Source organism: Cellulomonas timonensis, assembly GCF_900046455.1.
Taxonomy (GTDB): Bacteria; Actinomycetota; Actinomycetes; order Actinomycetales; family Cellulomonadaceae; genus Cellulomonas_A; species Cellulomonas_A timonensis.
This window is the reverse complement of sequence record NZ_FCOT01000008.1, coordinates 107,147-124,567: the sequence shown is the minus strand read 5'-3', so window position 1 is coordinate 124,567 and position 17,421 is coordinate 107,147. Positions and strand designations below refer to the sequence as shown.

Sequence of the window (17,421 nt, the reverse complement as noted above, 5' to 3'; positions counted from 1 at the left end):
CGGTCAGCCCAGCGGGGCAGGCGCCTCCTCGCGCATCCGCTGGCTGATGACGGTGGTCACACCGTCGCCGCGCATGGTCACCCCGTACAGGGCGTCGGCGATCTCCATGGTGCGCTTCTGGTGGGTGACGACGATGAGCTGCGAGTCCTCCTGCAGCTCGCGGAACAGCCCGAGCAGCCGCCCCAAGTTCGCGTCGTCGAGCGCGGCCTCCACCTCGTCCATGACGTAGAACGGGCTCGGCCTGGCCTTGAAGATCGCGACGAGCAGCGCGACGGCCGTGAGCGAGCGCTCCCCGCCGGACAGCAACGACAGCCGCTTGACCTTCTTGCCGGCCGGACGGGCCTCGACCTCGATGCCCGTGGTGAGCATGTTGCCCGGGTCGGTGAGCACCAGGCGGCCCTCGCCGCCGGGGAACAGCCGGGGGAAGACGCGGTCGAACTGCTCGGCGGTGTCCCGGTACGCGTCGGCGAAGACCTGCTCGACGCGCTCGTCGATCTCCCGGACGATCTCCAGCAGGTCCGCGCGGGACTTCTTCAGGTCGGCGAGCTGCTCCACGAGGAACTGGTGCCGCTCCTCGAGCGCGGCGAACTCCTCGAGGGCCAGCGGGTTGACCCGGCCGAGCTGGGCGAGCGCGCGCTCGGCGGCACGCAGCCGCTTCTCCTGCTCGGCGCGGACGTACGGGACCTCCGTGGGCGCGTCGTCGGCGGGCTCGGAGCCGGGCGGGAGCACGACCGGGACCGGGCGGTGCGGCCCGAACTCGTCGAGCAGCACCTCGGGGTCCAGGCCCAGGTCCTCCACCGCACGCGTCTGGAGCTGCTCGACGCGCAGGAGCTGCTGGGCGCGCGCCACCTCGTCGCGGTGCGCGACATCGGTCAGCTCGGCGAGCTCATGCGAGCGGCGCTCGACCTCGGCCCGCACCTGCGCGAGCGCCGTCTCACGCTCGGCGCGCGCGGCCTCGGCGGCCTCGCGCTCGGCTGCCGCGCGCTGCAGCGACACGTCGAGAACGGCCAATGCCCGCTGCGCGCCCTCGCGGACGGCGTCGGCGATCCGGGACTGCTGCGCCCGGGCGCGCGCCCGCTCGGCGGCCCGCTCGCGGGCGGCCCGCTCGGTGCGCGCCGCGCGCTCGAGGGACTCGGCGCGGCCGGACAGCGCACGGGCGCGCTCCTCGCTGGTCCGCAGGGTCAGGCGGGCCTCGGTCTCGCGGGACCTGGCCGCCGCCGCGGCCTCCGCGGCGCTGTCGCGCTCGGTCGTCCCGGCCTCGATCGACGCCTCGCCCTCAGCAGGAGCCTGCTCGGCGACGGCCAGGCGCTCGGTGAGCTCGGCGAGCTCGGCCGCGTCGGCGGCGAGGGTCGCGGTGGCGGTGGCCAGCGTGGCCTGCACCCGCTCGGCCTCCGCCCGGGCCCCGCGCGCCGTGGCCCCGAGGTGCCCGAGCTGCTCGGCGACGGCCGCCAGCGCGGCGTCCGACTGGTTGAGGCGCTCGAGGGTCTCCTCGTACCGGGCGTTCGCCTGCTCCTGGGCGGCGCGCGCCCCGATGAGCTCGCCGCGCGCCCGCTCGGCGGTGGCGGTGGCCTGTGCGGCGTCGCTGCGGGCCTGGTCGAGCGCCGCCTGCAGGTGCAGCGCGCTGGGAGCCGTCGCCGAGCCGCCAGCGGCGTGGGCGCGGGCCAGCAGGTCGCCCCCACGGGTGGCCACGACCAGGTCGGGACGCTCGGCGACGAGCGCCCGCGCCACGGCCAGGTCGTCGACCACCACCACGCCGGCCAGCAACGCCTCGACGGTGGAGCGCACCGCGGCCGGCGCCTGCACCAGGTCGATCGCGCGGTCGGCGCCGGCGGGCACGGCATCAGGCGAGAGCTCGCGGGCGGGTGCGGCGCCGGCGATCACGAGGGCCGCGCGTCCGGCGTCCTCGGTGCGCAACAGGCGGATCGCGTCGACCGCGGAGTCCACCGACTCGACAGCGACGGCGTCCGCGAGACGGCCGAGCGCGGCGACGATCGCGTCCTCATCGCGCGGGGCGACGCTCAACAGGGCCGCGACAGATCCGATGGCGCCCGGCAGGGAGTCGGAGGCGAGCAGCGCGCCGGCGCCGTCCTTGCGGGTCAGGCTCAGCTCGAGCGTCTCGATCCTCGAGTCGAGCGTGCTGCGCTGGCGCACGGCGGTGGCGACGAGCTCGGTCAGCTCCGCGACCCGGGCGTCGGCCTGCTCCACCGCGTCGGCCGCCTGCTCATGCTCGGCGTCGAGGCCCTCCTCGCCCTCCTCCACCCCGGCGACCTGGGACTCCAGGACAGTGAACTCCGTCGTCGCCTGCTGACCCCGGTGCTCGGCCTCGGCGAGGCTCGCGCGCAGGCGGCCGATCTCCGCCTCGGTGGCCTCGAGCCGGCTGCGGCGCGCGCCCACCTGGCCCGCGAGCCGGGCCAGGCCCTCGCGCCGGTCCGCGGCGCCGCGCAGCGCGGTGGCCAGCGCCTTGTCCGCCGCTGACGCGGCCGCCTCGGCCCCCTGCCGGTGGGCCACGGCGCCCTCGAGCGCGGCCCGGGCCAGCTCGACCTCGGCGGCCAGCTCGGCCTCGGCGGCCCGCACGCGCTCGGCCTGCGCGGCCAGCTCGTCGGGGTCCGCGCCGCCGCCACGCTCAGGGGTTCCCGCCCCGAGCAGGCGCACCCGCTCCCCCGCCAGCGTCGCCGTGCCGCGCAGCCGCTCGCGCAGCGCCGAGAGCCGGTACCAGACGTCGCTGGCCTCGCTCAGCGCGGGCGCGGCCTCCGCGGCGGCGCGCTCCAGCGAGGCGAGCCGCCCACGCGCCTCGGTGACAGCGGCCTCGACCTCGGCGCGCCGGACCCGCAGCGCGGACTCGTCGGCGATCTCCTGCTCGAGGGTGGCGGTGAGCTGGGCCAAGTCGTCGGCGAGCAGCCGGGCCCGCGAGTCGCGCAGGTCCACCTGCACCACCTGCGCCTTGCGGGCGACCTCCGCCTGGCGGCCGAGCGGGCCGAGCTGGCGGCGGATCTCGCTGGTGAGGTCCCCGAGCCGCACGAGGTTCGCCTGCATCGCGTCGAGCTTGCGGAGCGCCTTCTCCTTGCGCTTGCGGTGCTTGAGGACGCCCGCGGCCTCCTCGATGAAGCCGCGGCGCTCCTCGGGGGTCGCGCGCAGCACCGCGTCGAGCTGCCCCTGTCCGACGATCACATGCATCTCGCGGCCGAGGCCCGAGTCGGACAGCAAGTCCTGGATGTCGAGCAGGCGGCAGCCGCGGCCGTTGATCGCGTACTCCGAGCCGCCGTTGCGGAACAGCGTCCGCGAGATCGTCACCTCGGTGTACTCGATGGGCAGGGCGCCATCGGTGTTGTCGATCGTGAGCGAGACCTCGGCGCGGCCCAGCGGCGGGCGGCCGGTGGTCCCGGCGAAGATGACGTCCTCCATCTTGCCGCCGCGCAGCGACTTGGCGCCTTGCTCCCCCATGACCCACGCGAGGGCGTCGACCACGTTCGACTTGCCCGAGCCGTTCGGCCCGACGACGCAGGTGACGCCCGGCTCGAAGTTCAGCGTCGTCGCCGAGGCGAACGACTTGAACCCCCGCAGGGTGAGGGTCTTGAGATGCACGGCACGAGACTAGGCGGTGGACGCCCCACGCGGCCCCGGAGACGACGCGACCCGCCGCCCCGTGCGGGGACGGCGGGTCGCGGGTGAACTCGCGCGGACTGCTCAGAGGCCGGGGAACCAGAGCGCGATCTCGCGGGCGGCCGACTCCGGGGAGTCCGAGCCGTGCACCAGGTTCTGCGTGACGGCCAGGCCCCAGTCGCGGCCGAGGTCGCCGCGGATCGAGCCGGGGGCGGCCGTGGTGGGGTCCGTCGTGCCCGCAATGACCCGGAAGCCCTCGATCACGCGCTCGCCCTCGGCCACCACGGCGAGCACCGGGCCCGAGGCCATGAAGTCCACCAGCGGGCCGAAGAACGGCTTGCCCGCGTGCTCGGCGTAGTGCTCGGACAGCAGCGCCTCGTCAGCGGTGCGCAGCTCGACCGCCAACAGCGTGTAGCCCTTGGCCTCGACCCGGCTGAGGACCTCGCCGGCCAGGCCGCGTCGGATCCCGTCGGGCTTGACCAGGATGAGGGTGCGCTCGGTGTGGGGTGCGTCAGTCATGGCCGCACCCTATCGGGGCCTGGCCAGCGGCTCAGCCCTGCGGCTGGTCCTCGGGATAGTCCTCGGGATGGGCGGCCGCCCACTCGGCGCGCTCGCGGTCGATGCGGCCGCCGAGCCGCAACGCGACGACCCACATCACCACGAACACCCCGCCGACGATGAACATCATCGGCACGGCGATCCCCGTCGCGAGCACCAGCACCTGGGCCACCGACCCGGCGATGTAGCCGCCCGGCCACGCCATCAGCCGCGAGAGCACGATGAGCACGAGCATCAGCGCGCCCCCGACGGCCCAGATGGCGCCGCCGGACGGGCCACCGGGCTCGATGGCCGCGAGGCCGTACGCCACGAGCGTCACGAACAGCACCAGGAACGCCTCGAGCAGGAGGATCGTCGAGGTGAACTGCAGGCGCGCAGGACGCTTGCGGCGCACGGCCGGCGCGGGAGAGCTCATCCGCCCAGGCTACCGGCGTCGCGGGGCGTGCCCTGGCCCTCGGGACCTGTCGTGGGCTCGGCGCCCGTGACCAGCACCGGGGTGCGCTCCTCGACTGCCTGGCCGGCGGGCGGCGCGGCCACGGCCTCGCCACGCGCGACCATGCCGGCCTCGTTCGAGAGCTTGACCTCGCGCAGGAACAGCGTGAGCACGAAGGCCACCACGACGAGCGGCACCAGGTACCAGAACGCGGGCGCCAGGGCGTCGGTGAACGCGTTGACGACCCCCGAGTGCAGCGGCTCGGGCAGCCCGGCGACCACCGCGGGCGTCAGGCCGGACGTCGAGGCGCCCGCGGGCAGGCTGCCGGCCGGGGCCTCGCCGAACACCGTGCCGAGCCGGTCCGTGAGCCGGCCCGTGAAGATCGTGCTGAACAGCGCCACGCCGACGGCCGCGCCGATCTCGCGGAAGAAGTTGTTCGAGCTGGTCGCGGTGCCCAGCTCGTGCGGGTCGACGGCGTTCTGCACGGCCAGCACGATCGTCTGCATCACGAGGCCGAGGCCCGCGCCGAGCACGAAGATCATCGCGCCGAACAGCACCATCGACATGTCGCCCTGGATCTGCGTGAGCCAGACGAGGCCTGCCGTCGCGACCGCCATGCCGACGATCGGGTAGATGCGGTAGCGGCCGGTCTTGGTGATCGCGAAGCCCGAGCCGATCGCCGTGAGCATGACGCCCGCCATCATCGGCAGCATGAGGTAGCCGGACTCAGTGACGCCGGAGCCGGTGGCCATCTGCAGGAAGGTGGGCAGGAAGCCGAGGGCGGCGAACATGCCCATGCCGATGATGAGGCCCACCGTCGTGGAGATCGCGAAGGTGCGGTTCTTGAACAGGTGCAGCGGGATCAGCGGCTCCTGCGCCTTGCGCTCGACGAGCACGAACGCCACAGCGGCCACCACAGTCGTCAGGACCAGGGCCACCAGCAGCCCGTCGCCCCAGTCGTAGCCGTCGCGCCCGCTCCAGCTCGTCCAGCTCGTCACCAGCACCAGCGCCGACGTGGCGACCACCATGAAGAAGATGCCGGCCACGTCGATCTTCTTGTCCGAGCGGTGGCTGGGCAGCTTGAGGGTGAACCAGGCGGTGATGAACGCGGCGATGCCCACGGGGATGTTGATCCAGAAGCACCAGCGCCAGTCGAGGTGGTCGGTGAACAGGCCGCCCAGCAGCGGGCCGAGCACCGCGGCGATGCCGAACAGCGCGCCCATCGGGCCCATGTACTTGCCACGCTCGTTGGCGGGGACGATGTCGGCGATGATCGCCTGCGACAGGATCATCAGGCCGCCGCCGCCCAGGCCCTGCACACCGCGCCAGATGACGAGCTCGGCGAAGGACCCCGCGAAGCCCGCTCCGGCGGAGGCGATGGTGAACAGCCCGATGGCGATGAGGAAGGGCCAGCGGCGGCCCCACAGGTCGCCGAACTTGCCGTAGAGCGGCATGACGATGGCGATCGCGAGGATGTAGGCCGTCACGACCCAGCCCTGGTGCTCGACGCCGTTGAGCTCGCCGACGATCGTGGGCATCGCGGTGCCGACGATGGACTGGTCGAGCGAGGACAGGAACATGCTGGCCATCAGCGCGCCGAAGATGAGCCAGACGGTGCGCTTGGTCAGCACGACCAGCGGCTGGCCGGGCGCAGGTCAGGACGTGCGGGGGTGATGCGGGCCGCGGGGCGCGGCGGGTGTCAGGCGCCGGTGAGCGTGCGGAGCTCTGCGGCGACCTGGGGAAGCCCGTCGGACGCGTGGAGGGAGTCGTCATCCGCCTCCCAGCGCTGCACCGCGATATGCGTCATCAGCAGGAGGGCCATGCCTGCCACGTCCACGCCGATGCCCAAGGCGCCGGTGTGGGCGAACCGCTGCCCGATGAGGTCCTCGACGCTGCTGCGATGGGCGTCCATCCAGCTCAGCCGCCGCTGGGCGAGCCGCGGCTCGTGCTGGGCGATCTCGTGGGCGCAGCGCATCTGGTCACCGGGGGCGAACTGCCGGTCGATGACCCGTCGGGCCAGGGCCTGGAGGTCGGTGAGCAGGTCGCCGGTGGGCCCCCCGCTCACGAACTCGTCGCGGGCCTCCGGGTCGACGGCCCACTCGCCGACGCCGAGCACGGCGTCGTCCTTCGTCTCGAAGTAGTTGAAGAACGTGCGGGGCGAGACGCCGACCTCGGCGCAGATGTCCTCGACGGTGACGCCGTCCAGCCCACGCTCGGCGACGAGTCGCTGGGCGACGTCGATGAGTGCGGCCCGGCGTGCGCGCTTCTTGCGCTCGCGCAGCCCGCCGCCGACCTCATCTTCTTGCACAGGTGAAATATTACACGACTGCAAACTTCCGCTGGGCCTGCTCGCCCAGGGGCTCTCGGATGGCCGCTAGCCCGGTCTCCACCCGCTCAGACCTCGCCGAAGCCACCCTCGATGGCCTCCACCACCGCGTCCAGCGCGGCCCGGCCCTCGGGGCCCGACGCCCGCACCGTGAGCTCCTGCCCGCCCGTCGCACCCAGCTTCATCAACTCGAGCACGCTCGCGGCGTTGACACCGTCGACGGTGACAGCAGCGTCGAAACCCGCGACCATGCGGGCGAGCATCGCCGCGGGGCGGGCGTGCAGCCCGAGCGGATTGCGCAGCGTCACGACGGCCATGCCCTCCAACGCCTCATCCGCCGGCGCCCCTCCGACCTGCGTGGCTGGCGTGTCGGCAGTCGCCGGGGCCACCGACGGCGCGAACGTCGATCCGGCGTGCTCGGCGGACGCGAGGACGGCGTCCAGGCCTCCCCCGCCGTGCGCCGTCACCGCTGCGGCGACCGCGCCCTCGACCAGCGGCGCGTCGGCGATGCGCACCCGCGCGACCACCTCCGGCTCGGCCAGGTCCAGCACCGACTCGGTGGTGAGCACCGCCGATCCGAGGTCGGTCAGCACCACTGCCGACCGGCCGTCCGCCGTCGCGCGGGCCACGGCCTCCTCCACGCGCTCGAAACTCGTGCCCAGTCCGCCCGATCCGTCACCGCCCGCCGGCAGCAGCAGCACCTGCGGCGCCATCTGCGCGGCCAACTCGGCGACGCCCTGCGCGAGCTGCTCGGAATGGGACACCAGCACCAGTGCCACCCGCGCGACGGCGGCCGTGCCGCTGGAGTCGGCCGACAGGCTCATGCCTCGGCCTCGGCTGCGGCGCGTGCCGCAGCGCGCAGCACCAGCGCGCTCGACTCGGCCCCCGGGTCACGGTGCCCCGCCGAGCGCTCGCCCAGATAGCTCGCGCGCCCCTTGGTCGCCACCATCGGGATGGTCGCCTCCGCGCCCCGCTCGGCAGCGTCGGCCGCGGCGGCGAGCACTCCCGCCGGATCCTGCCCCGCGTCGGCGGCCGCCACTGCCGCCTCGACGGCTGGCGACCACGCGTCCACCATCGTCTTCTCGCCGGTGGTCGACTTGCCGCGCACGACGATGCCCTCCAGGGCGCCCTCGAGCAGGGCCACGACGCCCGCGCTGTCGAGCTCGGCCACGCCCGTGGCCTTCGCGGCCCGCAGGTACGCCGTGCCGTACAGCGGCCCCGCCGCCCCGCCCACCGTCGACATCAGCGTCGTCGCGACGAGCTTGAGCACGTCGCCGACCTCCGCCGGCGGCTCCTCGAGCGCGTCGAGGCGTTGGATCACCGCGGTGAACCCCCGAGTGAGGTTCTCCCCGTGGTCCCCGTCCCCGATCTGCCGGTCGAGCTCGACCAGCTCGTCTCGGTGCTCGGTCACGGTCTCAGCCGTGCCGCGCACCCATGCGATGGCCCACGCCACGTCCAGCGTCATGCTCCAGCTCCTTGCTCGGTCCAGCGCAGGCGACATCACCATCGCAGCGCGGCGGTGTGCACCGGCGCGTCCCACAGCATCGTCAGCTCCTCGTCCAACCGGAGCACCGTCACCGACGCCCCTTGCATCTCGAGCGAGGTCACGTAGTTGCCGACGAGCGAGCGGGTCACCTCGACGCCGCGCTCCTCGAGCAGCCTGCGAGCCCGACCATAGACGACGTAGAGCTCCGACGCCGGAGTGCCGCCCATCCCGTTGACCAGCAGCAGCACCTGGTCGCCGGGGGCGAGCCCGAGGTCGTCGGCCACAGGGTCGAGCAGCATCGCGGTGATCTCGTCGGCCCCCGCCATCGGGACGCGGCGGCGGCCGGGCTCGCCGTGGATCCCGATGCCCACCTCGATCTCGTCGTCCGGCAGGTCGAAGCTCGGCACCCCGGCATGCGGCACGGTGCAGGCGGTGAGCGCCACGCCCATCGAGCGGACGTTCGCGATGACCCGCTCCGCGACCTCGGTCACCTGCTCCAGGCCGTCGCCGCGCTCGGCGGCCGCCCCGGCGATCTTCTCCACCGCGACGGTCCCCGCCACACCGCGGCGTCCCGCCGTGTACAGCGAGTCCTCGACGGCGACGTCGTCGGCGACGATGACCGTCCGCACCCGGTGGCCGTCGGCGTCCGCCAACTCGGCGGCCGTCTCGAAGTTGAGCACGTCGCCGGTGTAGTTCTTCACGATCGCGAGCACGCCCGCGCCCGAGTCGGCCGCGGCGATGGCCGGGCCGATCTGGTCCGGCGTCGGCGACGTGAACACGGGCCCCGGCACCGCGGCGTCGAGCATCCCCCTGCCCACGAACCCCGCGTGCAGCGGCTCATGCCCGCTGCCCCCGCCGCTCACCAGTCCCACCTTGCCGGACACGGCGCCGCCGGCCCGGCTGACGAACAGCGGGTCGGCGTGCACGGCGACCACGTCGGCATGCGCCAGCCCGAACCCCGCCACCGACTCGGCGACCACGGTCTGCGGGTCGTTGATCAGCTTCTTCATCGCGATCTTCCCTTCATGCCGCGTGGCCGCACCGTTGAGGCGCACCGAGGCGCAGGACCCAGGTCCGGAGCCTCACCCTCACACTCGTGCCGCCGTGCCGGGCCGTCAAGCGGGGAGCACCCCCGTCGGCCTGTCATGACCTGCCGAGCAGCACCCGCGCCTCCGCGACGAGCAGGATCGAGCCGGTGACCAGCACCCCGGAGCCGTAGTCCTCCAGCGACTCGGCGCGCGTGGCCGCCAGGTCGATGGCCTCGTCGAGCCGCTCGGCGACATGCACCCGGTCCTCGCCGAACACGTCGACCGCCACCTCGGCGAGGTCCGCCACGTCGAGGGCCCGATCAGTGGACGCCCGGGTGACCACGACCTCGGCGAGCAGCGGCTCGAGCGCGGCGAGGATGTTCTCGGGGTCCTTGTCGGCCATGACGCCCACCACGCCCACCAGGCTGGTGAAGTCGAACGCCTCCTCGACCGCGCCCGCGAGGGCCTCGGCGCCGGCGGGGTTGTGCGCCCCGTCGACCAGGATCGTCGGGCTCGTGCGCACCACCTCGAGGCGCCCGGGCGAGGTCACCGATCCGAACGCGGCCTCGACCACGCTCGCGTCCAGCGCGGCCCCGCCCGTGACCAGGGCCTCGACCGCGACGAGAGCCAGCAACGCGTTATGCGCCTGGTACGCGCCGTACACCGGCAGGAAGACCTCGGTGTAGACGCCGCCCAGCCCGCGCAGGGAGAGCACCTGCCCGCCCACGGCGACCTGCCGGTCCACGACGTCGATGTCGACGCCGTCGCGGATCACGCGGGCGCCGTGCTCCGCCGCCGCCGCGAGCACGACTCCCTCGACGTCCTCATGCTGCGGGGCCAGGACCACCGTGGCGCCGTCCTTGATGATCCCGGACTTCTCGCCGGCGATCTCCACGAGGGTGCTGCCGAGGTAGCGCTCGTGGTCGATGGCCACCGGCGTCAGGATCGCGACATCGCCGTCGACGACGTTCGTGGCGTCCCAGCGCCCGCCGAGCCCGACCTCGATCACCGCGACGTCCACCGGGGTGTCCGCGAACGCGGCGAACGCCATCACGGTGAACACCTCGAAGAAGCTCAGCCGGGGCTGGCCCTCGGCGAGCGACGCCGTGTCGACCATCTGCACGTACGGCGCGACGTCCTGCCACACCTCGACGAAACGCTCGTCGGAGATCGGCTCGCCGTCGATCGCGATGCGCTCGGTGACCCGAGTCAGGTGCGGGCTGGTGAACCGGCCCGTGCGCAGCCCGAGCTCGCGCAGCAGCGACTCGACCATGCGCGCCGTGGACGTCTTGCCGTTGGTGCCGGTGACGTGCACCGTGCGGAACGAGCGCTGCGGCTCGCCCAACAGGTCGCACACCGCGCGCACCCGGTCGAGCGTCGGGTCGATGTCGTGCTCCGGCGCCCGCTCGAGGATCGCGGCGTACACCTCGTCGGCCGCCGTGCGCGCCGCGTCCTGGGTCTCCCGGCGCCGGTGCTCGGCGCCGCCCGGGGCGCTCATGCCCGCTCCACGCGGACGGCGAGCTGCCCGTCGGGGGCCAGCTCGATCGCCAGCTCGGCGGCCAGCGTCTCCGTCGCGACGAACTCCTGATGCGTACGCACGCCATCCACCTCGTCCTCCGGGACCACCAGCGTGAGCCGGATCCGGTCCGTCACCTGCAGGCCGGCGGCCTTGCGGGCATCCTGCACGGCGCGCACCACGTCACGCGCGTACCCCTCGGCCCTCAGCTCCTCGTCGAGGGCCAGGTCGAGCACCACGAACCCGCCGCCCGGCAGCACCGCGGCCGCCAGGTCGCCGTCGCCCGCCTCGACGACAGTTGTCGTCTCGTACTCGCCCTCCTGCAGCGGCACGTCCCCGCCCGGCGTGTGCACCACCACGGCGCCCGAGGCGTCGGTGGACCAGTCGCCGGCCTTCGCCGCGCGGATCGCGTCCTGCACCCCGCGGCCGAGGCGCGGGCCGGCGGCGCGCGCGTTGACGGCCACCTGCGTGCGGACGCCGACGGCGCCGGCCGCGGCGGCCTCGAGGGACTGCAGCTCGCCGCCCTTGACGTTGAGCTCGGCCGCGATCAGGTCGGTGAAGTCCCCCACCTGGGCCGGCTCGGGCAGCACGACGCGCAGCGAGCGCAGCGGCTGGCGGACCCGCAGGTTGTGCGCCTTGCGCGGCCCGGGGGTCGCCGAGACGATCTCGCGGCCCCGGTCGACCGCCGCCACGAGCGCGTCGTCGGCCGCCAGCGCGAGGTCGTCCGCGGAGCCGGCGCCCAGGCGCGGCCAGTCGGTGAGGTGCGCGCTGCGCCCGCCGGTGAGCCCGCGCCACACCTCCTCGCTGAGCAGCGGCGCGAGGGGCGCCATGACACGGGTCAGCGTCTCCAGGGCGGTCCACAGCGTGTTGAACGCCGCGGCGTCCTCCTGCCAGAACCTGTCACGCGAGGTCCGCACGTACCAGTTGGTCAGCACGTCGAGGTGCTCGCGCACGGTCTCGCAGGCGCCCGGCACGTCGAACGCGTCGAGCTGGGCGCTGACGCGCTCCACGAGCGTGCGCGTGCGGGCCAGCAGGTATCGGTCCATCGTCGCCAGCGAGCCGTCGGCGTAGTCCGCCGCCGTGACGCGGCGCGCGGTGAGCCCGGCGCCCTCGTTCGCGGCGCCGGCGTACAGCGTGAAGAAGTACCAGGTGCTCCACAGCGGCAGCATCACCTGGCGGACGTTCTCCCGGATGCCCTCCTCGGTGACGACCAGGTTGCCGCCGCGCAGGATGGGGCTGGCCATGAGGAACCAGCGCATCGCGTCCGAGCCGTCACGGTCGAAGACCTCGGCCACGTCCGGGTAGTTGCGCAGCGACTTGCTCATCTTGCGGCCGTCCGAGCCCAGCACGATGCCGTGCGAGACGGACGTGTGGAACGCGGGCCTGTCGAACAGCGCGGTCGCGAGCACGTGCAGCGTGTAGAACCAGCCGCGGGTCTGGCCGATGTACTCGGTGATGAAGTCGCCCGGGTAGTGGTGCTCGAACCAGTCGGCGTTCTCGAACGGGTAGTGCACCTGCGCGAACGGCATCGAGCCCGAGTCGAACCACACGTCGAGCACGTCGGGGATGCGGCGCATCGTGGAGCGGCCCGTGGGGTCGTCCGGGTTGGGGCGCGTCAGCTCGTCGATGAACGGCCGGTGCAGGTCGGTGACCTCGACGCCGAAGTCCGCCTCGAGCTCGGCGAGGGAGCCGTAGACGTCGATGCGGGGGTAGGCCGGGTCGTCGCTCACCCACACGGGGATGGGCGTGCCCCAGTAGCGGTTGCGGGAGATCGACCAGTCGCGGGCGCCCGCGAGCCACTTGCCGAACTGCCCGTCCTTGATGTGATCCGGCACCCAGGTGATCTTCTCGTTGAGCTCGACCATGCGGTCCCGGAACTCCGTGACCCGCACGAACCAGCTCGACACGGCCTTGTAGATCAACGGGTTGCGGCACCGCCAGCAGTGCGGGTACGAGTGCTGGTACGTCTCGTGGCGCACGACCGCCGGGCGCAGCTCGCCGGGGACGGCCGCGAGGGCGCCCTCGCCGGACTTGAGGTCGGCGATGACGTGCGGGTTGGCGTCGAAGACCTGCTGCCCGGCGTAGTCGGGCACCGCCGAGGTGAAGCGGCCCTTGGCGTCCACGGGCACGACGGGGACGATGCCCGCGGCGTCGCACACCGCCATGTCGTCCTCGCCGAACGCGGGCGCCAGGTGCACCAGGCCGGTGCCGTCCTCGGTGGTGACGAAGTCGGCGAGCAGCACGCGGTGCGCGTTCAGCTCCCCGGCGAAGTACGGGAAAGGCGGCGCGTAGGAGCGCCCGGCCAGCTCGGCTCCGGCCATGCGCGCCACGACGTTCGGCTCCTCGCCGAGCTCACGGGCGTAGGCGGCGAGGCGCGAGGCGGCCAGCACCACACGCTCCCCCGCGAGCGGGCCCTCGGCGGGCTCGACCACGACGTACTCGATCTCGGGCCCGACGGCGATGGCCAGGTTGCTGGGCAGGGTCCAGGGGGTCGTCGTCCAGATCAGCGCGAGCTCGCCGGACTCCAAGCGCACGCCAACCGTGAGCGCGGGGTCCTGGCGCGACTGGTACACGTCGTCGTCCATGCGCAGCTCGTGGTTGGACAGCGGCGTCTCGTCGCGCCAGCAGTACGGCAGGACGCGGTAGCCCTCGTAGGCCAGGCCCTTGTCGTAGAGCTGCTTGAACGCCCAAATGACCGACTCCATGTAGGTCAGGTCGAGCGTCTTGTAGTCGTTGTCGAAGTCCACCCAGCGCGCCTGGCGGGTGACGTACTCCTGCCACTCGCGGGTGTACTTCAGCACCGAGGTGCGGCACGCGTCGTTGAACTGCGCGATGCCCATCTCCTCGATCTGGGACTTGTCGGTGATGCCGAGGATGCGCTCGGCCTCGAGCTCGGCCGGCAGGCCGTGCGTGTCCCAGCCGAAGCGGCGCTCGACGCGGCGCCCGCGCTGCGTCTGGTAGCGCCCGACGACGTCCTTGGCGTAGCCCGTGAGCAGGTGGCCGTAGTGCGGCAGGCCGTTGGCGAACGGGGGGCCGTCGTAGAAGACGAACTCGTTGGCCCCGTGCTCCCCTGCCGGACGCTGCTCGATCGACGCGCGGAAGGTGTCGTCGGCGGCCCAGTAGGCCAGCACGTCCTTCTCAAGCGCGGGCAGGTCGGGGGACGCGGGGATCCCCGGGCCGTCGCCGTCGGTCGGTCGGTGCAGGGGGTACGCCATGTCGGTGCGGGCTCCTGGTCGTCGTCGTGGTCGCTGCGAGGACGACAGGCCGCCCCTGAGAGCTGCGGCCCACCGCGGTACCACCCCGCTTGCCGGCCGACGTGCGCGCACGTGGCCGACCACTCGATGTCCAGGCGATGACGGGCCCACCCGTCCGGGTCTACTGGGCGGCGCCCGCGAGGGCGCCAGCCGTTCTTCCGGAGGCTCACCGGTGATAGCCGGGTCGTAGCCGTTGGCGTCAGTCTAGACACTGCGCCGCGCTGGCCGGGCGCCACCCTTTCGGGGGATCCCGGGTGCGGGGCCTCAGGCATCGCTAATGTCGCCTGGTGGCCATCGTCGACCTCCTCGGCTGGGCCGGGTCCGCACTCCTCGTGTACTCGGTGCTCCAGTCCCGCATGCTGCGCCTGCGGGTGCTGAACCTCGCCGCGTCGCTGGCCCTGGTGGTGTTCAACGCCCTGATCGGGGTGTGGCCCATGGTGGCCATGAACATCGCGTTGTGCCTGATCAACGCCTGGTTCATCGTGACGCTGCTCCGCGCTCGACGCACGGGCCGCGCGTTCGCGTGGGCGCCGGTGCGCCCGGAGGACCCGGTGCTCGCGCACTTCCTCGCGCGACACGGCGCCGACATCGCCCGGTTCTGCCCTGCCGTGCTGCCCGGCCCCCCGGGCGCGTTGCACGCGCTGGTGCTGCACGACGACGTCACCGCGGGGCTGGTCGTCGCCGTGCCCGCTGGGCCGGACGGGTGGCGTCTGAGTGTCGACTACGTGACCCCCGAGTACCGCGACTACACCGCCGGCGACTTCCTCTACTCCCCCGACGGGCCGTTCGCGGCTGCCGGCGCCCGCCGGGTCGTGGCCGGCCCGGAGCTCGACGGGCTGCAGCCGTACCTGGGCCGTGCGGGGTTCACCCGTGGGTCGGACGGCGCGTGGGAGCGGCTGCTGGAGCCGGCTGCCGCCGAGGTGTGAGCACCCCCGACAGCAGCGCGGACACCTGGGCCAGCGGCGCGTTCCAGTTGATGGTCAGCTCGTTGACCCCGTACGCGCCGATGTCGTCGACGTAGCACTGCTGGGCGGGGAGACCGGCCACGAGGGCGGCGGAGACCGGGTCGGGGGTCGCGGAGTTCGGGCCGCCGCTCAGCGAGCCGGGCGGCGGGCACGGCAGCGACGGGTCCGCCTGATGCGCGTACCAGCGGCTGTGCTGGTGGTGGGCCGAGCGCGCGCCGTGCCCCGTCACGTAGGAGATGCCGAGGGCGTTGCGGCCCAGCACGTAGTCCATGCCCTGGGCCAGCCCGTCGCGGTGCCGGGCCTCGCCGGTCAGCGCCCAGGCGGCGCCTAGCACCGTGAGCTGGTTGAGCAGCAACCCGTTCGAGCCCCAGTCGTACCGGCCGTCCGGCGGCGCGTAGGGGTGCCCGAACGGCTGCGCGGCCTGCACGGCGAGGATCGCGTCGGCGGCGTCCACCACCGACGCCCGCACGGCGTCCGCGTCGGCCTGCGGCAGCCAGCTCGGCACGAGGGCCAGGTGCAGCCGGGCGAGGCCGCCCACGCGCTGCCAGTCGATGTCGGCGAACACGTCCACCGGCCCGCCCACGTGGCAGCCGTTGGCGCGCAGCGCGTCGAGCTGCTGCTCGTCGCCGGTTGCCAGGTACAGCTCGACAGCCGCCCAGTACCACTCGTCCTCGAGGTCGGTGTCGTCATACGGGCCGCTGCCGCCGTTGGCCAGCACGTTCGTGTTCGGCGCCAGCAGGTCCGGGTGGCGTAGCGCCGCGGCGTGCGCTGAGCGGGCCGCGGCGAGCAGCCGCGTGGCGAACTCCGGGTCCTCGGCGGCGAAGACGCGCGCGCCCTGGGCGGCGGCCGCCGCGAGGTTGAGGGCCGCGGCCGTCGAGGGGCGGTGCAGGTGGCGGGGCTGCGGGTCCTCATGCGGGAGGGTGGGGATCGGCGTCCACCGCTCGTCCGCGACCTTGTGATGGGCCAGGCCCGCGTACCGCTGCCCTGCGGGAACCTGCATGCGCAGCAGCCACTCGAGCTCCCAGCGCGCCTCGTCCCGCAGCGCGCGCTCCAGGCCGGGTGGCAGCTCGACGGCCGCGCCCACCCACTCGCAGGCGCCCATGAGCTGCGCTGCGGCGATGCCGCCGTTGACCACGTACTTGCCCTGGTCCCCCGCGTCGTACCACCCGCCGCTCACGTCGAGCACGTGATCGTCGGTCCACCCGTCGTACAGGTCGACGCCGTCGGCCGTCACCGCGTGGCCCGCCGGGAGGCACGGCACGCGCGTGTCGCCGCCATACGGCGAGCCGGCGACGTGCCCGGCCGGGCGCGCGTACTGCTCGCCGACGACCTCGGGGCCGATCTCCACCCCGCTGCGCTGCAGGTGGAAGAACCGCACGGCGTCGCGGGCCAGGCCCACGTACAGGTCGCCGCGGATGGCGAACGGGTCGCTCGTGGCGCCGTCCGCGCGGATCGTGAGGCCGTCCGCCTCGACGTCCACCGGGCCCATGTCGATTGTGTGGACGTCCAACCCCGCCGACGCGTCGTGGCCGCGCGGGGACGTCATGCCCCGCGCGAGCACCGCGCCATCACGCTCGAGGGTCCACGGCAGCGGCTCCCGGGCGTCGGTGACGAGGGTGGCGTGCGCCGGGACGCCCGGCAGGCAGCCGAGCTGGTTGACCCGTATCCGAGGTCCGCGCCCGTCCGCGCCCGTCAGCGTCGCCCCCGCCGTGTCGCCCGGGGACGGGGCGGCCATCAACCGGCCCGCCGGGTGACGGGCTCCTGCGCCGACCACGGGAACGTGATCCATCGGTCCGTCCGCCGCCACACGAAGTCGGGGTCGACCACCGAATGCGACTTCGCGTACAGCACGGCCGTGCGGACCTCGTCGCAGTGCTGCGACACGAGGCGCTGCACCAACGCGAGCGTCTCCCCGGTGTCCGCCACGTCGTCGACCACCAGCGCCCGCAGGCCGTGCATCGCGGCGGTGTCCAGCAGGGGCGGCAGCACCGTCGGCTCGAGCAGGCGCTCGTCGACGCCGGTGTAGAACTCGACGTTGAGCGCGCCGCACACCTTGGTGCCCAGCGCGTACGAGATCGCCCCCGCCGGGAGCAGCCCGCCACGGGCCACCGCCACCACCACGTCGACGTCGAAGCCCGAGTCGACGACCTGCTGCGCGAGCTCGCGGCTCGCCTCGCCGAAGAGGTCCCAGGTCAGCACCTCACGATCCTCGGGGAGAGCCTGACCAGGTGCCGCTTCGGTGATCGCCATTCCCG

At 73.7% G+C, this 17,421-nt stretch carries 13 protein-coding genes; 1 reads left to right on the top strand and 12 read right to left on the bottom strand.

Annotated features, from left to right (window positions below):
• Positions 1–3 precede the first annotated feature (3 nt).
• The 10 genes from smc to ileS all read right to left on the bottom strand — a co-directional run bounded on the left by smc (position 4) and on the right by ileS (position 14,162).
• Positions 4–3,582, bottom strand: a complete 3,579-nt coding sequence (gene smc, locus BN3788_RS01095; protein WP_066581967.1) for a chromosome segregation protein SMC — start codon at positions 3,580–3,582, stop codon at positions 4–6.
• Between the two features lie 102 nt (positions 3,583–3,684).
• Positions 3,685–4,119, bottom strand: coding sequence for a nucleoside-diphosphate kinase (ndk, locus tag BN3788_RS01090; RefSeq protein ID WP_066581965.1), 435 nt, complete (start codon positions 4,117–4,119; stop codon positions 3,685–3,687).
• Between the two features lie 31 nt (positions 4,120–4,150).
• Complete coding sequence (locus BN3788_RS01085) at positions 4,151–4,573, bottom strand: DUF4233 domain-containing protein (protein WP_066581962.1); 423 nt, start codon at positions 4,571–4,573, stop codon at positions 4,151–4,153.
• Complete coding sequence (locus BN3788_RS01080) at positions 4,570–6,222, bottom strand: MDR family MFS transporter (RefSeq protein ID WP_261797896.1); 1,653 nt, start codon at positions 6,220–6,222, stop codon at positions 4,570–4,572. The genes BN3788_RS01085 and BN3788_RS01080 overlap by 4 nt, the downstream gene beginning before the upstream one ends.
• 68 nt (positions 6,223–6,290) lie before the next feature.
• On the bottom strand, positions 6,291–6,899 hold the full coding sequence (locus BN3788_RS01075) for a TetR/AcrR family transcriptional regulator (protein WP_066581961.1): 609 nt from the start codon (positions 6,897–6,899) through the stop codon (positions 6,291–6,293).
• Positions 6,900–6,985: 86 nt separating this feature from the next.
• A complete protein-coding gene (gene dhaM / locus BN3788_RS01070) occupies positions 6,986–7,741 on the bottom strand; it encodes a dihydroxyacetone kinase phosphoryl donor subunit DhaM (RefSeq protein ID WP_066581960.1) in 756 nt (251 codons plus the stop codon).
• On the bottom strand, positions 7,738–8,382 hold the full coding sequence (dhaL, locus tag BN3788_RS01065; RefSeq protein ID WP_066581958.1) for a dihydroxyacetone kinase subunit DhaL: 645 nt from the start codon (positions 8,380–8,382) through the stop codon (positions 7,738–7,740). The genes dhaM and dhaL overlap by 4 nt, the downstream gene beginning before the upstream one ends.
• 35 nt (positions 8,383–8,417) lie before the next feature.
• Entirely contained in the window at positions 8,418–9,413 is a 996-nt protein-coding gene (dhaK, locus tag BN3788_RS01060) for a dihydroxyacetone kinase subunit DhaK (protein WP_066581955.1), read from the bottom strand.
• Positions 9,414–9,546: 133 nt separating this feature from the next.
• Positions 9,547–10,929, bottom strand: coding sequence for a bifunctional folylpolyglutamate synthase/dihydrofolate synthase (locus BN3788_RS01055; protein WP_066581953.1), 1,383 nt, complete (start codon positions 10,927–10,929; stop codon positions 9,547–9,549).
• Positions 10,926–14,162, bottom strand: coding sequence for an isoleucine--tRNA ligase (gene ileS, locus BN3788_RS01050; RefSeq protein WP_066581950.1), 3,237 nt, complete (start codon positions 14,160–14,162; stop codon positions 10,926–10,928). The genes BN3788_RS01055 and ileS overlap by 4 nt, the downstream gene beginning before the upstream one ends.
• Positions 14,163–14,488: 326 nt before the next feature.
• Here ileS and BN3788_RS01045 point away from each other — a divergent pair, with 326 nt between their 5' ends.
• On the top strand, positions 14,489–15,127 hold the full coding sequence (locus BN3788_RS01045) for a hypothetical protein (protein ID WP_066581948.1): 639 nt from the start codon (positions 14,489–14,491) through the stop codon (positions 15,125–15,127).
• Here the strand turns inward: BN3788_RS01045 and BN3788_RS01040 are convergent.
• Both BN3788_RS01040 and BN3788_RS01035 read right to left on the bottom strand, forming a co-directional pair.
• Entirely contained in the window at positions 15,066–16,955 is a 1,890-nt protein-coding gene (locus BN3788_RS01040) for a glycoside hydrolase family 9 protein (RefSeq protein ID WP_199824721.1), read from the bottom strand. The two genes, BN3788_RS01045 and BN3788_RS01040, sit on opposite strands and share 62 nt — an antisense overlap.
• Complete coding sequence (locus tag BN3788_RS01035; protein ID WP_066581944.1) at positions 16,901–17,416, bottom strand: phosphoribosyltransferase; 516 nt, start codon at positions 17,414–17,416, stop codon at positions 16,901–16,903. Before BN3788_RS01035 ends, BN3788_RS01040 begins: the two co-directional genes overlap by 55 nt.
• Positions 17,417–17,421: the final 5 nt, after the last annotated feature.

Coding starts and splice junctions, on each gene's coding strand:
- BN3788_RS01085 (WP_066581962.1), bottom strand. CDS start 4,573: ATGAGCTCTCCCGCGCCGGCCGTGCGCCGCAAGCGTCCTGCGCGCCTG.
- ndk (WP_066581965.1), bottom strand. CDS start 4,119: ATGACTGACGCACCCCACACCGAGCGCACCCTCATCCTGGTCAAGCCC.
- dhaK (WP_066581955.1), bottom strand. CDS start 9,413: ATGAAGAAGCTGATCAACGACCCGCAGACCGTGGTCGCCGAGTCGGTG.
- dhaM (WP_066581960.1), bottom strand. CDS start 7,741: ATGAGCCTGTCGGCCGACTCCAGCGGCACGGCCGCCGTCGCGCGGGTG.
- BN3788_RS01035 (WP_066581944.1), bottom strand. CDS start 17,416: ATGGCGATCACCGAAGCGGCACCTGGTCAGGCTCTCCCCGAGGATCGT.
- BN3788_RS01040 (WP_199824721.1), bottom strand. CDS start 16,955: ATGGATCACGTTCCCGTGGTCGGCGCAGGAGCCCGTCACCCGGCGGGC.
- ileS (WP_066581950.1), bottom strand. CDS start 14,162: ATGGCGTACCCCCTGCACCGACCGACCGACGGCGACGGCCCGGGGATC.
- dhaL (WP_066581958.1), bottom strand. CDS start 8,382: ATGACGCTGGACGTGGCGTGGGCCATCGCATGGGTGCGCGGCACGGCT.
- BN3788_RS01055 (WP_066581953.1), bottom strand. CDS start 10,929: ATGAGCGCCCCGGGCGGCGCCGAGCACCGGCGCCGGGAGACCCAGGAC.